Raw genomic sequence first — 24414 nt, 5'->3', positions numbered from 1 at the left:
ACTGAGCTACTAGAGAGGAGAAAAACTTATGCAGCGTCTTGGGAATGATAGCGAGCTTGCGTTGAAGAAGGATCAGCAATATTTATGGCACAACATTACGCCTTACAGTGAAAAAAATCCGCCTATGATTGCCGCCTCGGCAAGTGGATCGTGGATTACGGATATACAGGGTAATCGCTTTTTGGATGGAATGTCTGGGTTATGGTGTGTAAACGTGGGATACGGCCGCAAGGAGCTGGCGGAAGCAGCCTACAACCAATTGCTGACGTTGCCTTATTTTCCGCTGACGCAAAGTCACCTCCCGGCGATTGCGCTGGCGGAGAAGCTGAATGAGTGGCTTGGAGACGAATACGTGATTTTCTTTTCCAACAGTGGGTCAGAGGCCAACGAAGCTGCGTTTAAAATAGCCCGCCAGTACCAGCAGCAAATCGGCCAGCATTATCGCCATAAATTTATTGCCCGTTACCGTGGATATCACGGCAGCACGCTTGGTGCGTTATCTGCGACGGGTCAGGCTCAGCGCAAATATAAGTATGAACCGCTGACGGGTGGGTTTCTGCATGTAGCTCCCCCGGACAGCTATCGCCGCCCGGCAGGGATTTCTGTGGAAGAATTCAACCTCCAATGTGCACAGTCAATAGAGGATATGATCCTTTGGGAAGGCGTAGAGACGGTAGCTGCGGTGATTATGGAACCTGTGATTATGGGCGGTGGCGTCATCGTGCCGCATCAAGTCTATCTGAATCGGGTGCAGGAAATCTGCCGCAAACACGGCGTGCTGCTTATTATAGATGAGGTGATTTGTGGATTTGGACGCTCTGGACGTAAGTTTGGTCATCACAACTATCATGTGAAGCCGGACATCGTGACAATGGCTAAAGGATTGACCAGTGCTTATCTTCCCCTGTCCGCCACAGCTGTTCGTAAGGATATCTATGAGGTATTTAAGGACAATAGTGATGATTACGGTCATTTCCGTCATGTGAACACGTTTGGTGGTAATCCGGCTTCGTGTGCACTAGCGTTACGCAATCTGGAAATTATCGAGCAGGAGAAGCTGGTGGAACGTGCAGAGCTTTTGGGCAAAAGACTGAACACTGCATTCACCGAGTTACTGGATCACAAGCTTGTAGGTGATGTCCGCAGCTTTGGCTTGGTGACAGGGATTGAGCTGGTTGAAGACAAGGCCAGTAAGAAACCGGTTGATCTGAGTATTGTGAAAGGCATTATTGCTGAATGCAAATCCAAAGGACTTATTATCGGCAAGAATGGCGATACGGTAGCTGGGTTCAACAATGTGCTTACCTTCGCTCCGCCCTTATCCTCCACAGATGAAGATATAGAGTTTATTATTAATACGTTTAAATCTGTAATGAGCGGGGGCTGGGCAAAGTGATTTTGTCCGGGTATAGGAATTGGTAGGCACGCAGGGCAACCTGAATGGAGATCCGGTTCTCCGGCTGCATGAAGTCTTCGCCCAGCAGTTCTGTTATTTTGTCCAGACGATAATACAGTGACTGTCTAACGATGAACAAATTTCGCGCGGCAATCTGTTTGGAACCATCATGGTCAAGGTAGACTCGCAGTGTGAGAAGCAGCTCGGAGCCCTTAGTTTGATCGTGGTCGATTAATGGACCAAGATAGCTGCGAATGAAGTTCTGCAACGTTTTCCCGTCATTTAAGCTAAGTAGTAATTGAAAAACGCCAAGCTCATCGTAAAACAGCAGTGACTTCTGATAACAGGAGTATAACGATAAGGCTTGCAGGGCTTCTTGGTAACCGGAATAGGCCCGTTTTAGGCGCTTATGCGATTTGCTGACTCCGATAACCAGCTGCAAATCTTTGAGCTTCTCGTCGGAGCGGATATGCTGAAGGGCCTCGAGTGCTTGCTGAAGCCGCATTTTTCCAGGCATTTTTGATTGAATGTCGAGTGCGATGACGGTGAGGCGATTGTTCTTGAGTGTGATCAGCGGACGTAGGGAATGTTTCTCGAAGATGGAACGCAGGGTGAGCGAAAGATGGAAGGTGATAGATTCCCATTCGTTCTCCGAGCTGTTCCATTTTACATCTCTGGGGTTCTTGATCTCTATAAGGCATACACGGTAAGGGAGTTCGTTGACCACGTTGAAATTGGAACCAATCAGACCTTTTAAGCGGTTGTCATCCTCCATGCGACCATTGATCAGCTCATCGACCCAAAGATTTTCTGAAAAAAGCTTGCGCTCTTCCATATAACGGGTTCGTAGCAGCTCCTGAGCAATGGACAGCGAGGCAGAATCCAGCAGCAGACAGTCGAATTCTTGTGGCTTATGATTGCAGACCATCAAGATATAAGCCCAGGTCTGATCCAATGCGCCTACAGGTTTTATTGCAATAGTCTTTTGTCCATATTCTCGGATATATGGCGCAGCGTCAGGCTGAACACCTTCCATTTCGTCGCCGAAAGCGGTGAAGAAATTCAGCAGGGGTGTTTGCTCCTCCGGCGAAAGTGCGGGGAAGAACAATGGCTTACCCTGCAGCTGCATATAGATAATTTGTGTGCGGGTGCTTTTACACAATAATTGTAGTACCTTCAAGGTTCCTTGTGAGGTTAAAGTTAGGCGGTGAAATTCACGCGAGATGCTTTCGAGTTCTTGCAGCATCCGGTGATGCCGATTGATGATGATGGAATGAAGGTCTAGGGTGATATCCACGAAGCGAACCGTGCGGGTGAAGATGATCAGCGGGAAGTCATTTGCGTTAGCTAAGTCGATCATCTCTTGTGGGATGGTGCTGAAATACGTACCTAACTCAATACATAAACAAGCGGCATTTTTATCGATTAGGTTCTGCATGAATTCCAGGGAGGCGGGCAGATCGACGCTTGCGCCAATCCCCGTAGTCAGAATCATTTCTTCCCCGTGAATCAGTGTATCGAAAATGGCACTTTCCAGTACATGTACCCAGCGAATGGCACGGCTCAAGCCGCTTTTGCCGCCGATGACTTCGGCCTCTGCGAATAGTGGTCTTGTTAAAGCGTCGCGAATGGTTAATACAAGCTCCCAATCCATAGTTATTCCCCCTCGATCGTCTGTACTCAACCCAGCCATTAACGTCCTGTTATTCTCAGCCTATTCTCACATGTAAAAAATACAGTTTTGAAATTAGACAAAGTGTCTAATGCAACGAAAATTCGAAATGACTATAGTTTGATTAAAGAATGTCAGTATATATAACCTGATCAGGCAGGACGTTGAGAGATAATTTCTGTTAATGCTTATATTACTACAATAATCCGAAGAATGTAAGCAAAATATTCAGAATATAATGGAAAATATGTTATGTTATATAACATAAAGATGAGAATTATCCATAAGGAGGAACTAGTGATGGAGCATTCTTCTCCGTTAACAGCATTTACACCAGAGATGTTCATGCGTAACTTTGCCGAGGCTGAGCCGCCTCTGACCTATAAGGGTGCTATGGATGAGGCTAATCGCTGTCTATATTGCTACGATGCCCCTTGTATAAAAGCTTGTCCGACCAGCATTAATATCCCCTCCTTTATCAAACGGATTGCGACTGACAATTTGAAAGGCTCGGCACAGACGATTATGGATTCCAATCCTGTGGGTGCCAGCTGTGCCCGCGTTTGTCCTACAGATGAACTATGCGAAGGAGCTTGTGTGTTAAATGGTGCCTCGGCGCCGATCCAAATCGGATTGTTACAGCGTTATGCGACAGATTGGGCGATGAACAGCGGAGTTCAATTATTTAAAGCAGGTATTCCTAATGGGAAAAAGGTAGCTGTAATCGGCGGCGGTCCTGCGGGGTTGTCTGCGGCTAGGGAGCTTGCCCGTGAGGGCTTTGCTGTTGTAATTTACGAAGCCAAGGAACTGGCTGGTGGACTGGATACACATGGGATTGTGTCGTTTCGGCTTCCACAGTCAATCTCTCTTTGGGAAGTAGAGCAGGTAGAGAAGCTGGGTGTGGAAATACGTACAGGTGTAAAAGTCGGAGCAGATGTCTCTGTAGAAGAGTTGAAATCGGGCTATGATGCCATCGTCTTGGCAGCAGGCATGGGTTATGTACCTCCGTTAGGAATTGAAGGTGAAAAATTGGCTGGCGTCTATGATGCCATTGCCCTCGTGGAATCCACAAAGACCGCCATTCCTCTGCTAGAGCTGATGGGCCAGCGGGTCGCAGTTATTGGTGCGGGCAATACAGCTATTGATGCGGCTACATGTTCAGTGCGTCTGGGAGCCACAAATGTAAAAATGATCTATAGGCGGACCCGCGAAGAGATGACGGCTTACGATTTTGAATATGAATTTGCGAAGCAGGAGGGTGTGGAGTTTAACTGGCTTACTTTGCCGAAGCGTATCGTGGGTGATGAGCTTGGGAATGTAACCGCACTGGAATGTGTGCAGATGAAGCTGACAGAGGAGCCGGGCAAGGATGGACGCCCAGTGCCTATGCCGATAGAGGGTTCGGAGTTCTTGATTCCGGTAGATGCGGTTGTAATAGCTATTGGTCAAAAGCGTCGCCTAGATCTGATCGATTCTCTAGGTCTTGCGCATGATCGCGGGGTTGTGAGGGTGGAGGAGGCCACCTGTAGAACCTCTGATCCGCAAATTTATGCTGCTGGCGATATCATATTTGGTTCAGGCAAAGGGGAGGCCATGGTAGTATCAGCAGCCCAGCAGGGAAAAGACGCAGCCTATGCAATTGTAAAACAGTTCTCAGGCCTGCAGGAGCCTGCCGTTAGATCTGTGGGCTGAGCTTAGGAATTAAATTGGATTTTATAAGACAGGGAGGGAACATCAATGGCAGATTTAAGTATTGATCTCGCAGGAATCAAATCACCGAATCCATTCTGGCTGGCTTCCGCGCCGCCTACGAATACAGGCTATCAAGTGCAGCGGGCCTTTGAAGCAGGATGGGGCGGGGCGGTGTGGAAGACGCTCGGTGATCCGATTATTAATACTTCATCGCGGTTTGCGGCAGTGAACTTCAATGGGCAGCGGGTTGCGGGCTTTAACAATATCGAATTGATCACCGACCGTCCGCTTGAGGTCAATCTGAAGGAAATCTACGAAACGAAGAAAAGATTCCCGAATCATGCGATTATCGCCTCCCTGATGGTAGAACCTTCACAGTATAAATGGCATGAGATTGTTAAGCGGGTAGAAGATGTAGGCGTAGATGGCCTAGAGCTTAACTTTGGCTGTCCGCATGGTATGGCTGAGCGGGGAATGGGCGCTGCTTCGGGGCAGCAACCAGATCTGGTGCAGGCGCAGACCACTTGGGTAAAAGAAGTGGCGACCACCCCGGTGATAGTAAAACTGACACCCAACATTACCGATATCACCGTCGTTGCCCGTCATGCCGTTAAGGGTGGAGCGGATGCGATTAGTATGATCAACACTATCAACAGTCTTGCAGGCGTAGATATTCATAGCTGGAATACGATTCCGAATGTTGGGGGTCAGGGCGCTCATGGCGGTTATTGCGGCCCGGCTGTGAAGCCTATTGCGCTTAGCATGGTGGCTGAGTGTGCTCGTGACCGGGGAGTAGGTATTCCAATCTCCGGCATTGGAGGAATTTCTACCTGGCAGGATGTTGTGGAGTTCATGCTTATGGGCGCTACGGGCATTCAAGTATGTACCGCGGTCATGCATCATGGCTTCCGGATTGTGGAGGAAATGATCGATGGGCTGAATAACTATTTGGATGACAAAGGGCTGGCTTCCGTAACTGAACTAATCGGCAAATCGGTATCCCGATACTCCAATTGGGGCGATCTGGATCTCAACTATAAGGTCGTTGCCCGCATTCATGAGGAGAACTGTATCAACTGCAATAAATGCCATATTGCTTGCGAAGATGCTTCACATCAATGTATTGATATGTTAACTAATGCAGATGGGAAAGCTATACTACAGGTTCGTGAGGAGGACTGTGTAGGTTGTAATCTTTGTTCTATTGTCTGTCCAGCAGACGGCGCGATCGATATGGTTCCAGTAGACACTGGGGTTGCCTCTCTGACTTGGAATGAGCGTCAGAAGGTGATCGGTAGCTTAAATGGCTCTTATTCAGAAGTGGAGGTGGGATAAGGATGAAGAAGATTATTAAAAATGGCATCATCGTTACCGCAGCAGATACGTATACAGGCGATGTGGCGATTGAAAACGGGGTTATTACAGAGATTGGCCTTCATCTAGAGGTCCCGGGTGCGGAGATTATAGATGCCTCTGGGTGTTATGTTTTTCCTGGAGGCATCGATCCTCATACGCATCTGGATATGCCTTTTGGCGGCACAGTTACAGCCGATGATTTCGAGACGGGAACCATTGCGGCTGCATATGGCGGAACGACCACAGTCATTGATTTTTGCTTAACCACCAAAGGACAACCGCTACAGCAAGCCGTAGATACATGGCATCATAAGTCGCAGGATAAAGCGGTGATTGATTACAGCTTCCACCTGATGGTCTCAGAATTAAACGATAAAGTACTGGGCGAGCTTCCGGAGATTATTGAGAATGAAGGCATTACCTCACTTAAGGTATTTATGGCCTATAAGAACACTTTTCAGGCGGATGACGGTACACTTTTTAAGACACTGCAAGCCGCGAAAAAAGAAGGCGCGCTCGTAATGGTGCATGCGGAGAATGGGGATGTCATTGAATATTTGGTGGAGCAGGCTTTGGCTGCAGGCAACACCGATCCGATCTTTCATGCGCTGACTCGTCCGCCAGAGCTGGAGGGTGAAGCTACGGGGCGTGCGGCTTATTTGACCGAGCTGACGGATTCACAGCTGTATGTTGTACATGTGACCTGTGCAGAAGCTGCTTGGAAGATTGCTGAAGCACGTAAAAAAGGACTGCGTGTTTACGGCGAGACTTGTCCGCAGTATTTAGTTCTGGATCAGACGGCGCTAGAGAAGCCAAATTTCGAAGGTGCCAAATACGTATGGTCTCCGCCGCTGCGTGAGCAGTGGAATCAGGATGTGTTATGGGATGCGCTGTGGAGCGGCAGCTTGCAGACGATTGGCTCGGATCAGTGCTCCTTTGATTTCAAAGGGCAAAAGGATCTGGGACTTGGCGACTTCTCCAAAATCCCGAACGGTGGACCGACCATCGAGGATCGGTTTACGATTCTTTATTCGGAAGGTGTGCAGAAGGGGCGGATCTCGTTAAATAAATTCGTGGATATTATTTCGACCTCCAGTGCCAAGCTGTTTGGATTGTACCCGCAAAAAGGCACAGTAGCAGTAGGCAGCGACGCTGACTTGGTTATTTTTGATCCAGCTGTAGAACGAACACTCTCTGCGGACACGCATCATATGAACGTCGATTATAATGCGTTTGAAGGCTTTGAAGTAAAGGGAGAGCCTGTTTCTGTCCTCAGTAGAGGTGAGTTTGTGATTCGCGACAAGCAATTTGTTGGCAAGGCGGGCTCGGGAAAATATTTAAAACGCAAGCGTTTTGCAGCGGAGGCTCCTCTTCCGTCCAAGGCAGAAATTAGCGGAGGTGTAGTCTAGTGTCTGCTTATGCGGAATATGCCAAAGAACAGCAAGAGATCGACGGGCTGCTCTTTAAAGGATATACCATTGCCAGTATCCAAGAGGACTTGGACGGTGCCCGAATAAAGTTTGTTAGAGGAGAACCGGCCAAAAGCACAATAGAGTTATTGTTGCTGACAGCGGATGCCCGTAAGTACGTGACCACTCTTGTGGTTGCAGGGCAGATGGAGGCAGGTGAGCAGACCGGTTGTTACAGTGGAGAGGTTTGAGGTGTATGAGTTGAAAACCGAGTAGTAAGCTTCTGGATTAGGGAGCTTGGTGCTCGGCTTTTTGTTGTGTCATTGTAAAGCGGGTGCTGAAAATGTGACGTTATTTTGCGTAATTGCTCTGGGAGGACGATTATAGGGAAAATCTCCGTATATTTAGCCGATTACGGTTATGAAATAGATATTAAAGGGAATACCTCCCTATAAATCACTATGATATCCCTGATATTGAACGATTCCGGTAAATAAAAGGGAGCTATTCCCTTTATATTGGTTTTTATCTCTTGTAAGACCTAGATATAGGGAGACTTTCCCTATATCTAGGTCTTTATCTAATTTACAGCTTCTGTTCATGCTCCATATACTCATGCCGTAATATGGACATGATATGCAGAGATTCAAAGTGTTCCCCTACTTTTATACAGTCACGTAGAGTACCTTCCAGTGTAAAGCCACAGCTTTCATAGACATGGCGTGCTCTGTGGTTGTGGTCTCTAACATCTAACCATAGGCGATGTGATTCAGTGTGGCGAAAGATCCAGTCGGTCACGAGACAAAGCGACAGCTTACCATACCCAAACCCCTTGGAATGGATGACGATTCTTTTAATACAAACGGTAAGATGAGTGTCTTGAAGTCCTGTAATGATGATATAACCGACTCTTTTTCCTGAACTGTCCCAAACTGTAAGATGTAGAATATTTGGGTCTTGGAGGGCTGCAGCGTGTTCCGCTTTAGTCCATTGACCAATATAGATGCGGTTTAGTTCACTTTGTTCAATGGCTAGAACGAACGCTAAATCCTGCACAGTGGTACGTTGTAAAACCAAGGCTTCTGAATGGATGATCATAACCATACGCCCCTGTCTCATATGTACTTTTTATCTATGGTAACTGACGATTTACTCACTGTCATTCATGTAGTAGGAATGCTCGCAACTTCGTGTATAATTGAGACCAGGTGTTAAGAATTCCAATCGGATGAGGAGATCAGCTGGTTATGTACTTTCTTGATATTATGTCTTGGCTGACAGAGGATAATCTGCGGCATCTGCTTGAACAATATCGTTCGTTTGGGCCCTTTCCGGGCATTGCATTGACGTTTATGAAATCATTTATACCACCACTACCAACGATTGCGATCGTAGGGTTAAATGGAGCAGTATATGGGTTATGGTTAGGTTTTTTGTATTCTTGGATCGGCCTGGTTGCGGGCTGTGTGACTACATTTTGGATTATTCGCAAAGTGGCGTCCCATCGTTATCTGCGAAAATGGGCTGAGCGCCCCAAAGTAGCCAAAAGCATGACATGGGTGCGGCAAAGTGGATTCAGCTATGTTTTTCTGCTTAGCATATTTCCGGTAGGGCCCTTCGTTGTAATTAATATGGCTGCTGGTCTGGCTGGTATGAGGTTTCGGTCGTATCTCCTAGCGCTCACTGTAGGGAAAGCGATCATGGTATTTGCGGTTTCATATATTGGAAATGATCTGGAACGGTTCATCCGCCAGCCGTGGGAGATCCTCTATGTGTTGGCATTTATTGGCCTGTCACTATGGGGTGTTAAAGCCATCGAGGCGCGATTCGCTAGAACCGTACAGGATGGAAATAAGAGCGCTTAGTATTGCGAATCAACTATTTAAATAGAACGAAGGAGGAAATGATGATGAAATATCGTAAGCTTGGCAGTACAGGAATGAATGTATCAGTGATCGGCTTGGGTACTTGGCAGTTCGGTGGAGAGTGGGGCAAGGATTTCACTCAGGTTGAAGTTGATGCCATGCTGGATAAGGCAGGAGAGCTGGGTATTAATTTGATTGATACGGCTGAATGTTATGGAGACCACTTATCAGAGAAGTTCATCGGGGGCTATCTGGCTCGCCGGAAACGAGAAGACTGGATTGTGGCTACGAAATTCGGACATCATTTTCAGGGACATTTGCAGAGGGAACAGTTATGGCGTGCTGAGGATGTACTTAAGCAGCTAGATGATTCATTGCGTGCACTCCAGACAGAATACATTGACCTTTATCAATTCCACTCGGGCACAGATGAACAATTCGATAATGACAAGCTGTGGAGTATGCTCGACAGACAGAAGCAGGCAGGAAAAATCCGTCATTTAGGTGTCTCGATAAGTGCATCAGGCTCGGGTGTACATCAGACCTCTGCAGCAGCGGATGTTCAAGCAGAGGCCATACAAGTAGTATATAATCGGCTGGATCGTCAACCTGAGGAAGAGATTCTTCCGCTCTGCATCGAGCATAAATTGGGTGTGTTGGCGCGTGTTCCGTTGGCGAGTGGTTATTTAAGCGGCAAGTATAAGCCGGATGCGGTGTTTGGTCAGGGTGATGTGCGAGCTAATCATAAAGACGATGTAAGACAAAAGCAACTGCGCGCTGTAGCTGAGATTGCAGCGAACGAAGTGCCTTCTGGTCTCGATATGGCACAGTGGGCTCTGGCGTGGTGCCTTCAGCATTCCACGGTAACCAGTGTAATTCCGGGCTGCAAGAATGTAGAGCAAGTCATCTCCAACGCCAGTGCTGCTGATCTGGATATGGTGAAGGGTTCCACACAATAAGCTGGAGCCTACACAGAAAAAAGCTCCTTAACCTTCGCTTCGGCTGGATTCTCCTCGTAGATATGGGTCCAACTGTTCGTGGAAGCGTCATAAAAATAGTCCTGTTTCCATTGCTGGAAATGGATTGCGATATTTCGTACAGCGGATACAATTCTCTCTACCTCCTGATTCGTCATAATAGGGTGTAGAGAGATGCGGATCCAACCTGGTCTAAGCGACTGGTCTCCTACAGTAATTGCCTCAGCGATCTGAGAAGATTGCGCCCATCCTAATCCAAGCAGGTAATGCCCATATGGACCCGCACAAGAGCAGCCCCCCCGGGCTTGTATACCAAAGCGGTCATTCAATAGTTGAACTGCAAGATTATAATGAATATCACGTAGTGTAAAAGAGACAATGCCATGTCGTTCTGTATGATCTCCAGCTAGCAGCGAGCATTCGGGTATGCTACGGAGCCCGTTCATTAATTGCTGGCATAGCTCATGCTCTCTAATCACCATATATTGACCGTTTCCATTCATCTGGTCCTTTAGCTTCACGCAAAGTGCTGTCCGAAAAGCTTGCAGAAACCCCGGCGTTCCCCCGTCTTCCCGCATCTCTATTTCATTGGTGTAGCGGCGTCCTCCCCAAGGATTGACCCAAGCCACTGTACCTCCACCCGGTTCGTCAGGAATACGTCCATTACTTAGAGCCTTATCAAAAATTAGAACGCCATTCGTGCCCGGTCCACCCAGAAATTTATGCGGAGAAAAAAAGATTGCATCCAGCTTCTCCAGTGGTGAGACAGGATGCATATCGATAGGCTCATAAGGAGCACTGGCGGCAAAATCTACAAAACAAAGGCCTCCGTGACGGTGCATAATCGCGGCAAGCTTCTGGTAGGGAGTCTGAATTCCGGTTACATTGGAGCAAGCCGTAAATGAACCGATTTTCCAGCGGCGATGCTGATACAATTTCAACTGGGCTTCAAGCTGCTGAAGATCTATATTTCCATTTTCTCCGGGAGGAACAGTCACGACGTCACCAAGCCCCTCCTGCCAGGGAAGGATATTGGAATGATGCTCCATATGGCTGGTGAAGATCACAGGACGCTCCTCCATCGAATGGGAGCTATAGTCCTGAAGCCATTCAGGGAGCCTTAAGCCCATGATACGCTGGAGCTTGTTTACGGCTCCCGTTGTTCCATTTCCGCAGTAGAGCAGGATGTCCTGGGGGCCAGCATTTACATGCTTTTTAATAATTTGTCGTGCTTCATTATAAGCCAGTGTCATGGTTAATCCGGTCATGTTGGAGTCTGTATGTGGATTACTAACATATGGACCGAAGGCTTCCTGAAGCTTCCGCTCAATCGGTTCATATAAGCGTCCGCTTGCAGTCCAATCGGCATACAGCAGTGGCTGTCTACCATAGGGAGTGGTGATCTGATGCCGAATACCAATGGTGTGCTCACGAAAAGTCTCGAAATGGTTTTGTAGTGAAGCGGGCGTCTCTGCAGAAGAGGCGTGGATGATGTTTAGCACGGATTTCCCTCCAGCCCGTACACCGTCTATTCTAAGGTTATAAGTGTGTTATCGGCGTACCAGTAGTTTCTATGCCACCAGTATATGCTTGCTTGGGGAATTGGGTTAAAGCCTAGTTGATTCATTTAAATAAATAATTGAACATCGCTTTCTAGTGCATCTTTTAAATACGACGCAGCATCTATAATCTCGACCTCTGGCAGTAGCTCCTCTGTTTTAAAGCCCATAATCTCGACGGAGAGCTTGCAGGCATAGAACTTGATGTTTTTCTTACGAGCCCCTTTTAGAAAATGGATCAGCTTCGGGGCACCTTGCTCCTCCATCATTTCTTCTAACATCATCCGGCCCAGCCCGCTGAAATTCAAATGGGAGAGTGGCAGCTGGTTAGGACCTTTTGGCGTAATGACATCCATCAGCTTCTCATAAATACTCTTATCCTCTAGCGTCATCTTCTCCGGATCACGTACTAGAAACAAACCCCAGAAAGAGAAAAACATCGTAACCTCTACATCAATATCTCTCGCAGCATTCGCTAGAATCAGTCCTGCCATGGCTTTGTCGTATTCTCCGCTGAACATCAGAAGATTTATTTTTTTACTCACCTGCATAGGCCTCCCGTTACATATTTTGAATTATAAGAAAGTATAAGTATCACGAAATACGTTATCCTTATAATTCTCGCATAAACGCTTACCGTCCTTAAGAGGACGCCGAAGGCGTTTTAGCTTAGAATGTCATTAGTATGGTTATGGAGGGGAGAAGTATGCGAAGGGACCTTCCGAATTCACAAAAAAAAGCCCCCTTACGGGAGCTTCATCACCTTTATTTTGTTACCTAGCTTCTACTAATGTGCTTCAGAATCTTTGGATTCTGGATCTAAGGTGCTGCGGATGTCATGGTAACGGGCGGAAAGCCAAATGCTTCCGGTAAATAATACGATGAGTCCAAGAACGATAGAAAATCGCCAGTCACCTGCTTTGAAGTTCAGCTGAAGTACGGTTAGTACAAGCGAAACCTGGGTCCAAACCAGTGTTCTTTTGCGAAAAGCCGGGATATCACCAGTCATCTTTGGGATGTTCCGAATGATCAAATAGGCAATAACTGCGAGAATAAGCGCAAATATAGCGGTTACGGCTAATTCAGAAGAGGATAGGACATGCATAGTCTCAGGCATCCTTTCAGCTTGCAAAAGTTAGGATTCAAAAAAGGTGAATTATTATTTCTTGAAAATACCTAGCGGAGCTCCGATCGGTAAGAAAGTGCGTCCGAAATGAGCGTTTAGCACAGAAGCGCCACATCCGTATAAGGATACGATACCAATTCCAAGTTCGGCGCAAGCAGCAAGCTTATGGAAGAATTCTGGAGCGATACCAAAGGAATCGAAGGTTAGTCCAATAAAAAGGAAATCTATCAATACAAAAATGATAAGCAAAACTCTATTAGCCTCAACCGCACCAATGGTCATAAAGATTGTAAAGATCAAATAACCCAGAAATACAAATCCGAGCTGCTTAGGATCTACAGCCTCTGCAAGCGTTGGGCCGAATACGCCGAGCTTGATCAGCCAGCTGCTAGCCATGCCGAACCAAAAGAAAGCGTAGGCGCCAAAGGCGGTCATACCAAAGGTGTTGTTGTGCTTAGCATCTTGAATTGCGGCAAATAGTTGAGCGAATGCTCCCAGGAAGATAGCCCAAGGAATGACGTAGCTAAGTCCTGTTGTAAACTCAAGCTTCTGCGAAGAAGCAACCAATGTGACAATAGCCAGTCCGAATAGCCCGATGGCGCTAGGGTCTGCGGTGACGATTTTGACAGATTGGGTGTTAGGGGATTGCGCTGACATGACAGTAAAAGCCTCCATTATTATATATAGTTTTACGCTCTTAAAAACAGCACTCAGGGAGCGCTGTTCATAGGCTTGCCTATCATATCATATCGGTATGGGCTTGCCTATAAAACAACACTCATTTTTTGTTGAGAAAGGGTGGTCTTATGTCCAAGAAGAGGGTATTTACACGTTTATCATCTATTAATATATCCTTTAGCCGAACAAACGGAGTTATTATGTCAAGATTAGACATTATATGCAGTGATAATCTTCACAATCTATCGAAAATTGATGTATAATAGTCAGTGATAATTATTATCAAATCAAATGAAAAAGGCGGTAAGCTTGAAGTGAACAAATGGACATTATTTACCAAGGCGACCCGGTTTTGGAGTTTCTCTGTTATGCTCATCCCGATTGTTTTGGGTACGGTTGGGGCATATGTATGGGAAGGGGCATTCCATCCGGTTTTATTTATTCTTACCTTAATAGGGGCAATTTCGGCGCATTTATTCTCCAATATGGTGAATGATCTGTGGGATTTCCGCAACGGAACCGATACAGAAGCAAAGAATTCCGCTGGTGAAATCAGCACAAACTCCGGGCTACTGACAGGTGGAATCCTCTCGGAGTCTTTTTATGCAAGGATGACCTGGAGTATGCTGGGGATTGCTCTTATCTGCGGTGGAATCCTTAGTATATATAGCGGTTGGAATATCCTCTGGTTTGTACTTGTAGGTGCTTTAATCGCTTATTTCTATGTGGCTCCGCCACTGCGTTATGGATATCGCGGCAAAGGGTACAGTGAGCTGGCCATCTTTATTGCTTTTGGTATTATGCCGGTATTGGGCTCTTATTTCGTACAAACGGGTCAATTCAGCATGAAGCCTGTTATTCTTTCGTTGCCAGTTGGATTTTTAACTACCTTATTGTTGTTTAATCACCATTTCCTACATTGGAAAGCGGATGAGCAGGCTGGAAAGCTTACGCTTGTTGTAGTGTGGGGGGAGCAGAAGGCACTTGTATTTTCGCGTGTACTTCTCTTCACTGGTTACGCCTCTGTGGTGGTCTGTGTGCTGATGGGCGTACTTCCAGTTTATGCGCTTTTGGCGCTAGTTACAGCTTTCTGGCCGATTCGTATTTATCGTGAACTGAAGCCACATAATGCTTCGCCAGCCTATATCCCACTCATGGGTGCTTCACAAAAGGCCTCCGTGCGTTGCGGTGTAGTGATGGCAGCAGCATTACTAATTCAAGGATTATTCTGAAAATATAAGAATACAGAAGGAGTGAGCTTTCATGGAAAAGAAGGACAAGGAATTGATGAAGGAAGAACCAAACGCTAAAAGTAACCAAATGGTGCTTGGAGACTTCCACTCTATTTTAGAAGAAGGAAAGGTTTGGAAAACAGGTGGATTTACACTGCCTGATGGATCGTTCTGGGCTTATCGTGAACCGGAAGCGGTAGTTATTGTTCGTAATGATACCTTGTATGTACGTGCCAAATTATCTCGTGAGAATCATCAAGTGCAAATTCTAGACAATGCTAAGCATATGTATTACTCCGCGGAGCCAGTGGAAATTCCTGAGGCTGGAGAGATTAGCTTCGAGCTGCAAATTCGTTGCCGCACACAAGGAACAGCACCTGGAGACTTGTACGACGGTTATGTATCGCTGAACTTGCTTGATTTTACGACAGGTGCGGCGTTAGACTTTTTTGCGGGAAATGATAAATATGCTAGTGTATATGGTATTCTGCCGTTCCCGGGCGTACAAGTACCAGAGAGCAAAGGAACGAAATATTTCTGCATCTTTAAAGAAGATACGGATTTCCAGCCACGTGAATTTAATACCTACCGCATTACGTACCACCGTGGCAAGGATGAGGCTGTATTCTATTTGAATGGCAAAGAGGTACGCCGCGAGAAAAATATTCCGCTCAAATTCAACAACTTTACAGTGGCGCTCGGAATTATGACAGAGAAGGATCTGAGTCCTGAGGGTAGCGTGTCTGTGCATGGACAAACGGTTATTGCTGAATGGTCCCCAGTAAAGATTACAACGACTGAACAGTAATACCTTGCAGGCTCAATTGATAAATAAGGGTGTATGGTGTGAATATTAAAAGCTTTCTAAGATTTGTGGAGTTGCCGACAAAAGTAGCCAGTATGATCCCCTTCCTAATGGGGACGCTGTATGCCCTGCACCGGTTTGAGGATTTTTATGTGTTGCGTTTTGGTTTGATGTTCGTTTCCTTACTAAGTTTTGATATGGCAACGACAGCGATTAACAACTATTACGATTTTAAAAAAGCTTCCAAAACCCACGGCTATGGCTATGAAACGCATAATGCAATTGTACATTTTAAGCTAAAAGAGAGCACCGTCGTGGCGACCATTGTTATTTTGCTAGTGTTGGCTGCAGGGGGAGGGATCGCCCTTGTTACTCAGACAGGTTTGCTGGTCTTTTTGCTGGGTGGACTGTCGTTCTTAATAGGTATCCTTTATTCGTTCGGACCGATTCCGATCTCGCGGATGCCGTTAGGTGAACTGTTCTCAGGTTTGTTTATGGGTTTTGTTATTATTTTTATCTCTGCTTATATCCATACCGACGAGCATGTGGTGTCGCTGCTGCTTCAGAACGGCTGGGTCAGCCTGAATATTAACATTGTGGAAGTGCTATACCTGTTCTGGTTCTCTGTTCCCGCCATTTTAGGGATTGCAGGGATTATGCTCGCTAATAATATCTGTGATATTGATGAAGATATGGAGAACCGCAGATACACGCTTCCGGTCTATATTGGCCGCCGCAATGCGCTCGTGCTGTTTAAATATCTCTACTATGTCTCTTATCTGGATCTTGTAGTGCTGCTGATCTTGGGGATTAACCCTATTCTTGTCTTAGCGATTCTACTTACACTGATCCCGCTGCACCGAAATATCGATTTGTTCACACAGAGGCAAGAGAAGGCGAGTACCTTTATTCTTGCCGTCAAAAATTTTGTGTTGATGAGCACGGCACGTATGGTTGTGCTTGGTGCGGCTGTCCTGTTAAGTATGGTCATATAGCTTTTCCATCGAATTAAAAAGCAGTGTCTATCGGAGTGGAGGCTCCTTTGGGTGCTGCTTTTTTTACGTTCTGACTGTTCTCTTTGATTAGTGCTGCGTTTCATTTTATGATAAGGTGTCTTAAAGTATAGTAACTAGACCAAGGGAAGAGGTGTGCCGTTATGGTGCAAAAACTTCGCTGGGGGATCATAGGCTGTGCGCAGATTGCGACAGGTTCAGTGATGCCAGCTATCATGAATTCAGATTCGGGAATGATTAAGGCGGTAGCAAGTCGTGGCTTGGAAAAAAGCAGCGCTGTAGCCGCAGAGTTCGGAATAGAGAAAGCATATGGCAGTTATGAAGAGTTACTTGCAGATAAAGAAATCGATGCGGTGTATGTTCCGCTCCCGAATCATCTTCATCGAGAATGGGTGATCCGTGCGGCAGAAGCAGGTAAGCATGTGTTGTGTGAGAAACCGATCGCGCTGAACAGTGCAGAGGCTGCAGAGATGGTGAAAGCATGCAACGATGCAGGCGTCCACTTAGCAGAGGCATACATGTATCGGCATCATCCACGGATTGCTGAACTCCGGGACATTATCGCTAGCGGTGAAATCGGAGAATTACGCTCGATTCGAGGTACATTTACTTACAATGATGCTACAGACACTTCAAATATTCGTTTTAAATCGGCTTGGGGCGGCGGCTCGCTTTATGATGTGGGCTGTTATCCATTAAGTGCAGCACGACTTTTGTTTGGGACGGAGCCGGAAGCTGTGACCGTGCATGCGAAGTTCTCCCCTGAGCATGATAATGTAGATATGATGGCTTCAGGGCTGGTAGAGTTTCCAAATGGTTTAAGCTTGATCTTTGATTGCGGTATGTGGGCATATAACCGCCAGCTCTTGGAGATTCTTGGGACTGAGGGACGAATTGAGGTGCCTATGCCTTTCAACGCTAGAGACGAGGATGCGGAATTCTTTGTGTACACTGGCGATGAGATGAGACGGGTTGATGCCACAGGGGCTAATCCGTACATTCGGCAGGTGGATGATTTTGCAGCTGCTGTGTTCACAGGAAAGAGACTCATTGCACCGGAGGATCCAGTGCTAAGTATGCGGCTGGTTGAAACCTGTCTTGCTTCAGCTAAACAACGCCAAAGAATTAGCATGCAGTAATAGCTGAATCTTATATGAATCTACAAAAAAACCTCCGGCTTTCTGCTATAAGCAGATGCCGGAGGTTTTTAAAATATAAGAAAGGCGTTTTGCTTGCGTGTTCAGCGTTTAAACTGTACCCACTAGAATATCATCTTCGTCGTCATTGCTATTAAAGGCTTCGCGGTCAAATTCACCTTCTGAATTTGCGACCAACAACGCGGTTACAGCTGTTCCCGTTGCATTTACAGCGGTACGACCCATATCGATGAGCGCTTCTACACCTGCAACGATAGCGATTCCTTCAAGCGGCAGACCAAGAGCGGTTAATACTACCGTAGTGGAGATTACGGCTGGTCCAGGTACGCCAGCTACACCAATAGAAGAGATAATACTTACTAAGACCAGCGTAATGTAGTCCGTCCAGTTCAGATCAATACCGAATACTTGGGCGGTAAACACAGCCACAATTGCCGGCCAAATCCCGCCGCAAGCATTAAAGTTGACCGATGCTCCTAATGGGGCGATAAAGCTCGCGATCCGTGGGGAGACATGCAGACGCTTCGTAATGACTTCAAGATTGACAGGAAGTGTTGCGTAGCTGCTTCTGGTTGTGAAGGCAACAGTAATGGTTGGATATATTTTGCGGAAGAAACGAATTGGGTTCACTTTCGCTACCAATAGAACCAACCCGCCAAAGATAAGCACAAAATGTATAATCATTGCTACATATGAGGTGATAATAACACTGCCCAGCTCCTGCAGCGTTTCCCAGCCATACCGAGCGGTAATTCCGGCAATCAGTGCGAATACGCCGTAAGGTGTCAGGCGAATAATGAATTTCACGACCTGATGCAGTATCAGTGTCAATGACTCAATAAGATCACGTACAGGTTTCACGGCTTCTGGTTTCTTAGAACCAATCTTGATGATAGCTACTGCTAGGAAGATAGCGAAAATGAGCAGAGGCACAACTTTTCCCGTAGCTGCTTCATTCACAGGGTTAGATGGAACGAGATCTAGAATAACCTGTGAGAAGGTCGGAATTTCCCGAGCAGCGAAATCTGCGGGTACATCCTGCTGAATGCCTTGGCCGGGATTGAACAGCAATGCCACGGATAGGCCGATAATAGAAGCAATACCCGTCGTACCGAGGAACCAGGCGAAGGTTTTGATCCCTATTTTACGTAGATACTCCAGATTAGTTAAGGAAGAAATGCTGTTCAATACGAGTATGAAGACTAAAGGAATGACGAGCATGCGAATCAAGCTTACATAAATGCTGCCGAATGTACTGATAGCTTTGGTCTCTAAATCGAAGTATTGAAAGAATATTCCGGCAATAAGTCCGATGCCAAGTCCGATGAGTACCCGAGTACCAAACCCGATTCGTTTACGTGCCAGTAGAAACAAAATTGCAAAAACAAATATGGAAGCAACAAATCCATACCAGTTCGTTTCGATGGCGGATAACAAGTTGTTATCTATGTTCACTACCGATACCCCCTTAAACCTAGTTTTTTAATGTGATTAATCCTATTGAGATCAATCTATATAGAATTTATAGTAAAGTCAATGTAATAATATGTTAAAAATAATTAATCCCGATAAAAACCATGTGAAAAATAAAAATTGATTGACAAGGGACTGTAGCATGAATAATATGGAACTTAATTGTTAGACCAATTGGAATCGACTGGACAGCCGGAGATTCAACGAAAGACGCGTAATCTGCGTCTCGTTGAGTCTCTTTTTTATTTTAGAGAAGGGAGAGGTAATGGAGGTAAGATGCGAAAATGTAGTGAAGTGGCATGGATCGACTGGACAGCCAGAGATTCAACAGGTACGTAATACGTACCGTGTTGAATCTTATTTTATTTGAAAAGGATGGTACACATTATGAAAAAACTTACGATATCTTTGGTTGCTGCAACTGTCGTCTTTTCCGCACTGACGTATGCTGCAGTATCCGCTAATAAAAAGACAGCAGAGGCAGCATCCATTGAAGCAAGCAGTAATACAGCAGTATCCGTTTCTGCAGCAGCGGCATCTGTAGCTACTTCTGCAGCCGTAGTCGTTGTTCAGGCAGAAGCCACTTCGGCTCCTGTTACAGAAACGGTTCAACCGGAATCTTCAGCTCCAGCCGTGGAGACTGTCTCCGCAAAAGCGACTGCTGCTCCAGACGTAACCGTTGATTCTGGGGAGAAGACTGTTGCCTCTGCAGCTCCAGCGGTGGGTGAAACTCAGCCTAAGGCGACCGTCGCTCCAGCCGTGGAGACCGCTAAGGTAGCTACAACTACAACCACGGTAGCTGCGACTGTCAACACGCAAACTCAAACAGCTACACCGGTTCCATCGGCTGCGCCTACGGCAGCTCCCAAAGCAAATGTAACGGCTAAAGCCGCTCAACCGACCGCCGCTCCTGTCGTATCTGTACAGCCTAAGGAAACCGCGGCACCTGTAGCCAAAGCAACGGAGACACCTACCAAAAAGGTGATTACCTTCTCTACTACAGAGGTCGTTAAAGCGACTGCTGCTCCAGTAGTTGAGCCTGCCCAACCGAAGACATCGTCCTCTTCTTCATCGTCATCCACGGTCAGCGCACCAGCAGCAGCTCCAGCGGAAACGGTTCAGGCACCAGCACCAGCCGTTGAGGAAGAGGTTTGTCCTTGATGAGCAGCAGGCTCATTCAGGATTCCTTTCAGCTCATATATCACATAAATCGATTTAAGGCGAGGTGCACATAATGATACGACCATTAACCTTTAAAAAATTTTTAACGCTGCTGCTGGCAGCCTCCCTGCTAATTCTGCCTACTCAGGCAGGAAGAGCTTATGCTAATCCGGATAACGCAGAGGCGCTGACCTCTTCCCAAGCTGGCGTTAACCAGTATGATTATTTCAATCATGTTTATGACCGTCTGAATGATCCTAACCATGTATTTAAAACGGCAACCTATGAGGATATCGTTCATCTTTTTGAGAGTGAAGGCACTTACGCTGTTCTGGTTGGCGGTGCTTGGAGCGGGAATACACAGGCCGACATCGGCTTTATCAACGAGGTAGCCAAGGAATATGGCATCTCTACGATTTATAACTTTGATACTAAGCTGGATGGGGATACCCTTCAGATTGCAGACAGCAATAATAAATTTGCTTACAAATACGTTGATTTAGTAAATAAATATTTGAAGAATTTAAATCTATCCTCAAAGGACGTTCCAGAACGCAATGTTAGCTATACCAATAAAAACGGGGATGTCGTAACGGCTAATAAGATCGAATCTCCATTTCTCTTGGTATACAACAAGGATCACAAGGATGCACAAGGAAATATCGCTCCTGTTGTATCCTATCTGGATAAAAGCTACTCGTGGAATGAGTTCCTGACGAACGGAACACTTGATGCGGCGAAGGTTAATGCTTATAAAGCATCCGTAAGACAGGTGCTTAGTGCCGCTTCTGGGTACAGCACGATCGATGAGTCCGCTTATATCAAGGCAGCATTCAACAAGAACTATGAAGGTGAAAATCCAGGGAAACCTACGATTTTTAATGAATCGGATGGTACGCTTGTTTATGAACATGTTACCTATCATCAGCTGAAGCAAATTTTGGCGAGTGAGGGCAACTATGCGATCTTGTTAGGGGGCTCATGGTGCCCCAACACGCAAGCCGTTATTAAATATATTAACGAGTATGCCAAAAAACATAATATCGCTAAGGTCTACCTCTTCGATACTAAACTGGACTCGGGTGTGACGGTTGCTGAGCCTAGTAATAACAGTGGTACCGCTGGCAATGCGAATCCGCATAACAACAATGAGCTACAGATTAGAACAACGAATCATCCATATGCGAAGCTGTATGTCGATCTGGTCCGTACTTATCTGACCAATATCAAGACCGAGAACAATACAGCAGCCAAGCCATCTGTGATTAGTTATGTGAATGAGCTTGGAGACACCGTGATTGGAGATAGACTTCAGGTTCCATATCTGTTCACGTACAACAAGGATAACAAAGATGCAGGCGGCACAAATGCACCTATTCTAGGGCATATTGAGCTTATGTACAGCTGGACGAACATCCAACCGGATTACGTGCAGGCGAATTACCCAGTCGGAGCCAGATACACTAACACTACAACAGCTCTGGATAAGCTATTCTCTAAACTGGAAGCTGTGCCTGCTGGACTTACAGGTGTAGCACCAACCGCAGCAGACAAGAAGGATGGGCAAATCTTGGGCACAAGTTCAGCCTTGGAATATAAGCTGGCTGGAGATATGGCATATACGCAAGTATCAGGCTCAGCGATTACAGGGCTTGCGCCTGGTGTTTATAAAGTAAGATATGCGGCTACATCAGGATATCAAGGCCCGACGAACGCAGCGGGACCAACGATCATTCCTTATAATGCTGGAGAAGACGTAAGTGTGGAGGTGCCTGCTTATAGCCATCAACAAGCAGCTCCAACAGGTCTATTCGGCGTAGCTCCTACTTCTGAGGCTAACGATGATGGGCAAATTACGGGCTCAGCTGAAGGGCAGGAGTATAAAGGTGTTGGAGAAGCTGATTATAAGCCTGTAACAGGCGTAGCTATCACAGGTCTTACTCCGGGCTTTTATAAAGTAAGATTTGCGGCAAAAGAAGGATACAGTGTAGGTAAAGATGCTACTGTTGAAGTTCCGGCCTATGGCGAGCAAGCGGCACCTACAGGATTAGTAGGTGTGGCACCAACCAGTGCAGCTAATGACGACGGTAAAATTATAGGGACTACGAAAGCGCTGGAATATAAGCTGTCTACGGTTACCGATTATGTCTACGCATCAGATGTAGAGATCGTTGGATTGGTGCCGGGTATCTATCAGGTAAGATACGCAGCTAAAGAGGGATTTAACGCGGGTAGAGCAGCAGATGTAATCGTTCCAGCATTCAGTGCAGAGCAAGCAGCGCCATCCGGTTTACAGGGGGTAGCACCTACCTCTACAGCGAACAATGATGGGAAAATTACAGGAACCACGACAGCCTTAGAATATAAGCTGTCTAGTGTAACTAATTATGTGTATGCACCAGACAAAGAAATCACAGGATTAATACCGGGCACGTATCAAGTGAGATACGCAGCCAAAGAAGGTTATAAGGCAAGTCCAGCGACTGACATTGTTGTTCCGGCCTATGTGCCTATTTCAGATCCTGGAACAGGTGGATCGGGTGGGAATTCTACACCGATCACGACTACACCAACACCAATAGCAAGCCCTCAACTGGTTGCTACAACAACAACTGGTAACACTGTGAATTTATCATCAACAGCAGCAACCAAAACGGATAAAACCACAGGAGTAACCACAGCAACAATCACGAAGGAAGTGGCTACCGAGCTTGTGAATCTTGCTAAAAAAGCAGAAGCGGATGGGAAGAAAGCCGTACTGGAAATTAAAGTTGCGGCTACTTCTGAAACCCGAACAGCCGAGCTTACGCTACCGAGAGGCATAATTAACGAGTTGGTCTCTGGCACAAAGACCGAGATTACCGTTTATTATGAGAATGTAGGTGCGATTACGCTCGATGCCAAATCTTTGGCAAGTATCAGCGCAGCCTCGGATGCAGGGGATATTGTCATAACCATTGCTAAGGTTTCGTTAACGGCAGAAGGTAAGGCTGTTCTCGGGGACAGACCCGTTTATGATTTGTCGGTAAAAGCAGGTCAGAGTATCATTTCCACCTTTGGTGGGGGCATTATCCATATCAGTGTGCCGTATACACTGCAAGCAGGAGAGCAGAAAGATGCGGTCATCGTATACCATATCAATGCCAACGGAAGCCTGGAGAATGTACGCGGGAATTATAACGCTGCCAAGGGAACCGTAGATTTTGTTACCACACATTTCTCCCAATATATTATTGGATATAACAAGGTGAGCTTTGCGGATGTTTCAGAGACTTCGTGGTATAGCAGTGCAGTAGGTTATCTTGCGGCACGCAGTATCACATCCGGTACGGATGCAGAGCATTACAGTCCGAATGCTGCAATAACTAGAGGGCAATTCATAGTCTTGCTCTTGAATGCTTATGGAATCATACCCGACGCTACCGCAACTGATAATTTTGCGGATGCGGGCAATACGTATTACACGAACTATCTCGCGACTGCTAAGCGCCTTGGGGTAGCCACAGGTTCGGGAGATAATCAATTCCAGCCAGAGGTTCAGATCACTAGACAGGAGCTATTTACACTTCTGTATCGCTCACTTGTAGCGCTAGGTGAACTGCCATCCGAGAAGAAGGCTGTAACTCTTTCTGATTTTGGTGATGTAGGGGATATTGCTGGCTATGCACAGGAAGCCCTTCAGGCTCTGGTGGAAAGAGGTGTAGTAACCGGAGCGAATAGCAAGCTGAGTCCTAAAGAAGTTACTACAAGAGCGCAAGCGGCACAGGTCATTTATAATCTATTATCGAAATGATTGAGCGGTAGCTGAATGTAACAGTAGAACCCCCCTGCAAAAAAAAGCAG

General features: G+C 46.3%; 20 protein-coding genes. 13 read left to right on the top strand and 7 right to left on the bottom strand.

What is annotated here, in order from left to right; all coding sequences use genetic code 11:
* Positions 1 to 28 precede the first annotated feature (28 nt).
* Complete coding sequence (locus ACN6KS_RS28860; RefSeq protein ID WP_440960984.1) at positions 29 to 1396, top strand: aspartate aminotransferase family protein; 1368 nt, start codon at positions 29 to 31, stop codon at positions 1394 to 1396.
* Here ACN6KS_RS28860 and ACN6KS_RS28855 read toward each other — a convergent pair.
* Positions 1362 to 3050, bottom strand: a complete 1689-nt coding sequence (locus tag ACN6KS_RS28855; RefSeq protein WP_440960983.1) for a PucR family transcriptional regulator — start codon at positions 3048 to 3050, stop codon at positions 1362 to 1364. The two genes, ACN6KS_RS28860 and ACN6KS_RS28855, sit on opposite strands and share 35 nt — an antisense overlap.
* A 318-nt stretch (positions 3051 to 3368) precedes the next feature.
* Here ACN6KS_RS28855 and ACN6KS_RS28850 point away from each other — a divergent pair, with 318 nt between their 5' ends.
* The 4 genes from ACN6KS_RS28850 to ACN6KS_RS28835 are packed head-to-tail and all read left to right on the top strand — an operon-like array spanning position 3369 to position 7776.
* Positions 3369 to 4760, top strand: coding sequence for an NAD(P)-dependent oxidoreductase (locus tag ACN6KS_RS28850; RefSeq protein ID WP_440960982.1), 1392 nt, complete (start codon positions 3369 to 3371; stop codon positions 4758 to 4760).
* 45 nt (positions 4761 to 4805) lie between these two features.
* Positions 4806 to 6095, top strand: a complete 1290-nt coding sequence (preA, locus tag ACN6KS_RS28845) for an NAD-dependent dihydropyrimidine dehydrogenase subunit PreA (RefSeq protein ID WP_440960981.1) — start codon at positions 4806 to 4808, stop codon at positions 6093 to 6095.
* Between the two features lie 2 nt (positions 6096 to 6097).
* On the top strand, positions 6098 to 7525 hold the full coding sequence (gene hydA, locus ACN6KS_RS28840; RefSeq protein ID WP_440960980.1) for a dihydropyrimidinase: 1428 nt from the start codon (positions 6098 to 6100) through the stop codon (positions 7523 to 7525).
* Positions 7525 to 7776 carry a hypothetical protein gene (locus tag ACN6KS_RS28835; RefSeq protein ID WP_094877297.1) on the top strand — a complete coding sequence of 84 codons (252 nt, stop codon included), beginning with the start codon at positions 7525 to 7527 and terminating at the stop codon, positions 7774 to 7776. Before hydA ends, ACN6KS_RS28835 begins: the two co-directional genes overlap by 1 nt.
* 334 nt (positions 7777 to 8110) lie before the next feature.
* Here the strand turns inward: ACN6KS_RS28835 and ACN6KS_RS28830 are convergent, their stop codons facing one another.
* Positions 8111 to 8623 carry a GNAT family N-acetyltransferase gene (locus ACN6KS_RS28830; RefSeq protein WP_440960979.1) on the bottom strand — a complete coding sequence of 171 codons (513 nt, stop codon included), beginning with the start codon at positions 8621 to 8623 and terminating at the stop codon, positions 8111 to 8113.
* A 149-nt stretch (positions 8624 to 8772) separates the two neighbouring features.
* Between ACN6KS_RS28830 and ACN6KS_RS28825 the strand changes: the two genes are divergently transcribed.
* A complete protein-coding gene (locus ACN6KS_RS28825; protein WP_094868319.1) occupies positions 8773 to 9390 on the top strand; it encodes a TVP38/TMEM64 family protein in 618 nt (205 codons plus the stop codon).
* A gap of 44 nt (positions 9391 to 9434) precedes the next feature.
* Entirely contained in the window at positions 9435 to 10349 is a 915-nt protein-coding gene (locus ACN6KS_RS28820; protein ID WP_440962458.1) for an aldo/keto reductase, read from the top strand.
* 8 nt (positions 10350 to 10357) lie between these two features.
* On the opposite strand, the gene ACN6KS_RS28815 is transcribed toward ACN6KS_RS28820, so the two are convergent.
* The 4 genes from ACN6KS_RS28815 to ACN6KS_RS28800 form a co-directional block, all read right to left on the bottom strand.
* Complete coding sequence (locus ACN6KS_RS28815; protein ID WP_440960978.1) at positions 10358 to 11869, bottom strand: aminotransferase class V-fold PLP-dependent enzyme; 1512 nt, start codon at positions 11867 to 11869, stop codon at positions 10358 to 10360.
* Positions 11870 to 11994: 125 nt separating this feature from the next.
* On the bottom strand, positions 11995 to 12471 hold the full coding sequence (locus ACN6KS_RS28810) for a DsrE/DsrF/DrsH-like family protein (RefSeq protein ID WP_094868316.1): 477 nt from the start codon (positions 12469 to 12471) through the stop codon (positions 11995 to 11997).
* Between the two features lie 242 nt (positions 12472 to 12713).
* Positions 12714 to 13031, bottom strand: coding sequence for a hypothetical protein (locus ACN6KS_RS28805; RefSeq protein ID WP_094877300.1), 318 nt, complete (start codon positions 13029 to 13031; stop codon positions 12714 to 12716).
* A gap of 54 nt (positions 13032 to 13085) precedes the next feature.
* Positions 13086 to 13709: an acetate uptake transporter gene (locus ACN6KS_RS28800; protein ID WP_042192624.1), complete on the bottom strand. Its 624-nt coding sequence runs from the start codon at positions 13707 to 13709 to the stop codon at positions 13086 to 13088.
* 335 nt (positions 13710 to 14044) lie between these two features.
* On the opposite strand from ACN6KS_RS28800, the gene ACN6KS_RS28795 reads away from it, so the two are divergent.
* From ACN6KS_RS28795 to ACN6KS_RS28780, 4 genes are all read left to right on the top strand, one after another.
* The gene (locus tag ACN6KS_RS28795) at positions 14045 to 14962 is read left to right on the top strand and encodes a prenyltransferase (RefSeq protein WP_256990090.1); all 918 of its coding nucleotides are present in this window, start codon (positions 14045 to 14047) and stop codon (positions 14960 to 14962) included.
* 31 nt (positions 14963 to 14993) lie between these two features.
* Positions 14994 to 15770, top strand: a complete 777-nt coding sequence (locus ACN6KS_RS28790; protein ID WP_256989907.1) for a DUF6081 family protein — start codon at positions 14994 to 14996, stop codon at positions 15768 to 15770.
* Positions 15771 to 15808: 38 nt separating this feature from the next.
* Positions 15809 to 16762 (top strand): 1,4-dihydroxy-2-naphthoate polyprenyltransferase, encoded by a 954-nt coding sequence (locus tag ACN6KS_RS28785; protein ID WP_440960977.1) that lies wholly within the window; start codon positions 15809 to 15811, stop codon positions 16760 to 16762.
* A 161-nt stretch (positions 16763 to 16923) separates the two neighbouring features.
* Positions 16924 to 17919, top strand: coding sequence for a Gfo/Idh/MocA family protein (locus ACN6KS_RS28780; RefSeq protein WP_440960976.1), 996 nt, complete (start codon positions 16924 to 16926; stop codon positions 17917 to 17919).
* Positions 17920 to 18027: 108 nt separating this feature from the next.
* On the opposite strand, the gene ACN6KS_RS28775 is transcribed toward ACN6KS_RS28780, so the two are convergent.
* Positions 18028 to 19386 carry a dicarboxylate/amino acid:cation symporter gene (locus ACN6KS_RS28775; RefSeq protein WP_094877356.1) on the bottom strand — a complete coding sequence of 453 codons (1359 nt, stop codon included), beginning with the start codon at positions 19384 to 19386 and terminating at the stop codon, positions 18028 to 18030.
* 411 nt (positions 19387 to 19797) lie between these two features.
* Between ACN6KS_RS28775 and ACN6KS_RS28770 the strand changes: the two genes are divergently transcribed.
* Positions 19798 to 20571, top strand: a complete 774-nt coding sequence (locus ACN6KS_RS28770) for a hypothetical protein (protein WP_440960975.1) — start codon at positions 19798 to 19800, stop codon at positions 20569 to 20571.
* A 73-nt stretch (positions 20572 to 20644) separates the two neighbouring features.
* Complete coding sequence (locus ACN6KS_RS28765) at positions 20645 to 24364, top strand: S-layer homology domain-containing protein (RefSeq protein WP_440960974.1); 3720 nt, start codon at positions 20645 to 20647, stop codon at positions 24362 to 24364.
* Positions 24365 to 24414: the final 50 nt, after the last annotated feature.

It is taken from the genome of Paenibacillus nitricinens, from assembly GCF_052056485.1.
Lineage (GTDB): Bacteria > Bacillota > Bacilli > Paenibacillales > Paenibacillaceae > Paenibacillus_AQ > Paenibacillus_AQ nitricinens.
Note: the sequence above shows the minus strand (reverse complement) of the source record. Positions and strands in the feature narration are given on the sequence as shown.

What these genes read in the sequence shown, in the direction of transcription:
- ACN6KS_RS28860 (WP_440960984.1), top strand. Translation starts at nt 29, where the DNA reads ATGCAGCGTCTTGGGAATGATAGCGAGCTTGCGTTGAAGAAGGATCAG.
- ACN6KS_RS28855 (WP_440960983.1), bottom strand. Translation starts at nt 3,050, where the DNA reads ATGGATTGGGAGCTTGTATTAACCATTCGCGACGCTTTAACAAGACCA.
- ACN6KS_RS28850 (WP_440960982.1), top strand. Translation starts at nt 3,369, where the DNA reads ATGGAGCATTCTTCTCCGTTAACAGCATTTACACCAGAGATGTTCATG.
- preA (WP_440960981.1), top strand. Translation starts at nt 4,806, where the DNA reads ATGGCAGATTTAAGTATTGATCTCGCAGGAATCAAATCACCGAATCCA.
- hydA (WP_440960980.1), top strand. Translation starts at nt 6,098, where the DNA reads ATGAAGAAGATTATTAAAAATGGCATCATCGTTACCGCAGCAGATACG.
- ACN6KS_RS28830 (WP_440960979.1), bottom strand. Translation starts at nt 8,623, where the DNA reads ATGATCATCCATTCAGAAGCCTTGGTTTTACAACGTACCACTGTGCAG.
- ACN6KS_RS28825 (WP_094868319.1), top strand. Translation starts at nt 8,773, where the DNA reads ATGTACTTTCTTGATATTATGTCTTGGCTGACAGAGGATAATCTGCGG.
- ACN6KS_RS28820 (WP_440962458.1), top strand. Translation starts at nt 9,435, where the DNA reads ATGAAATATCGTAAGCTTGGCAGTACAGGAATGAATGTATCAGTGATC.
- ACN6KS_RS28805 (WP_094877300.1), bottom strand. Translation starts at nt 13,031, where the DNA reads ATGCATGTCCTATCCTCTTCTGAATTAGCCGTAACCGCTATATTTGCG.
- ACN6KS_RS28800 (WP_042192624.1), bottom strand. Translation starts at nt 13,709, where the DNA reads ATGTCAGCGCAATCCCCTAACACCCAATCTGTCAAAATCGTCACCGCA.
- ACN6KS_RS28790 (WP_256989907.1), top strand. Translation starts at nt 14,994, where the DNA reads ATGGAAAAGAAGGACAAGGAATTGATGAAGGAAGAACCAAACGCTAAA.
- ACN6KS_RS28780 (WP_440960976.1), top strand. Translation starts at nt 16,924, where the DNA reads ATGGTGCAAAAACTTCGCTGGGGGATCATAGGCTGTGCGCAGATTGCG.
- ACN6KS_RS28770 (WP_440960975.1), top strand. Translation starts at nt 19,798, where the DNA reads ATGAAAAAACTTACGATATCTTTGGTTGCTGCAACTGTCGTCTTTTCC.
- ACN6KS_RS28765 (WP_440960974.1), top strand. Translation starts at nt 20,645, where the DNA reads ATGATACGACCATTAACCTTTAAAAAATTTTTAACGCTGCTGCTGGCA.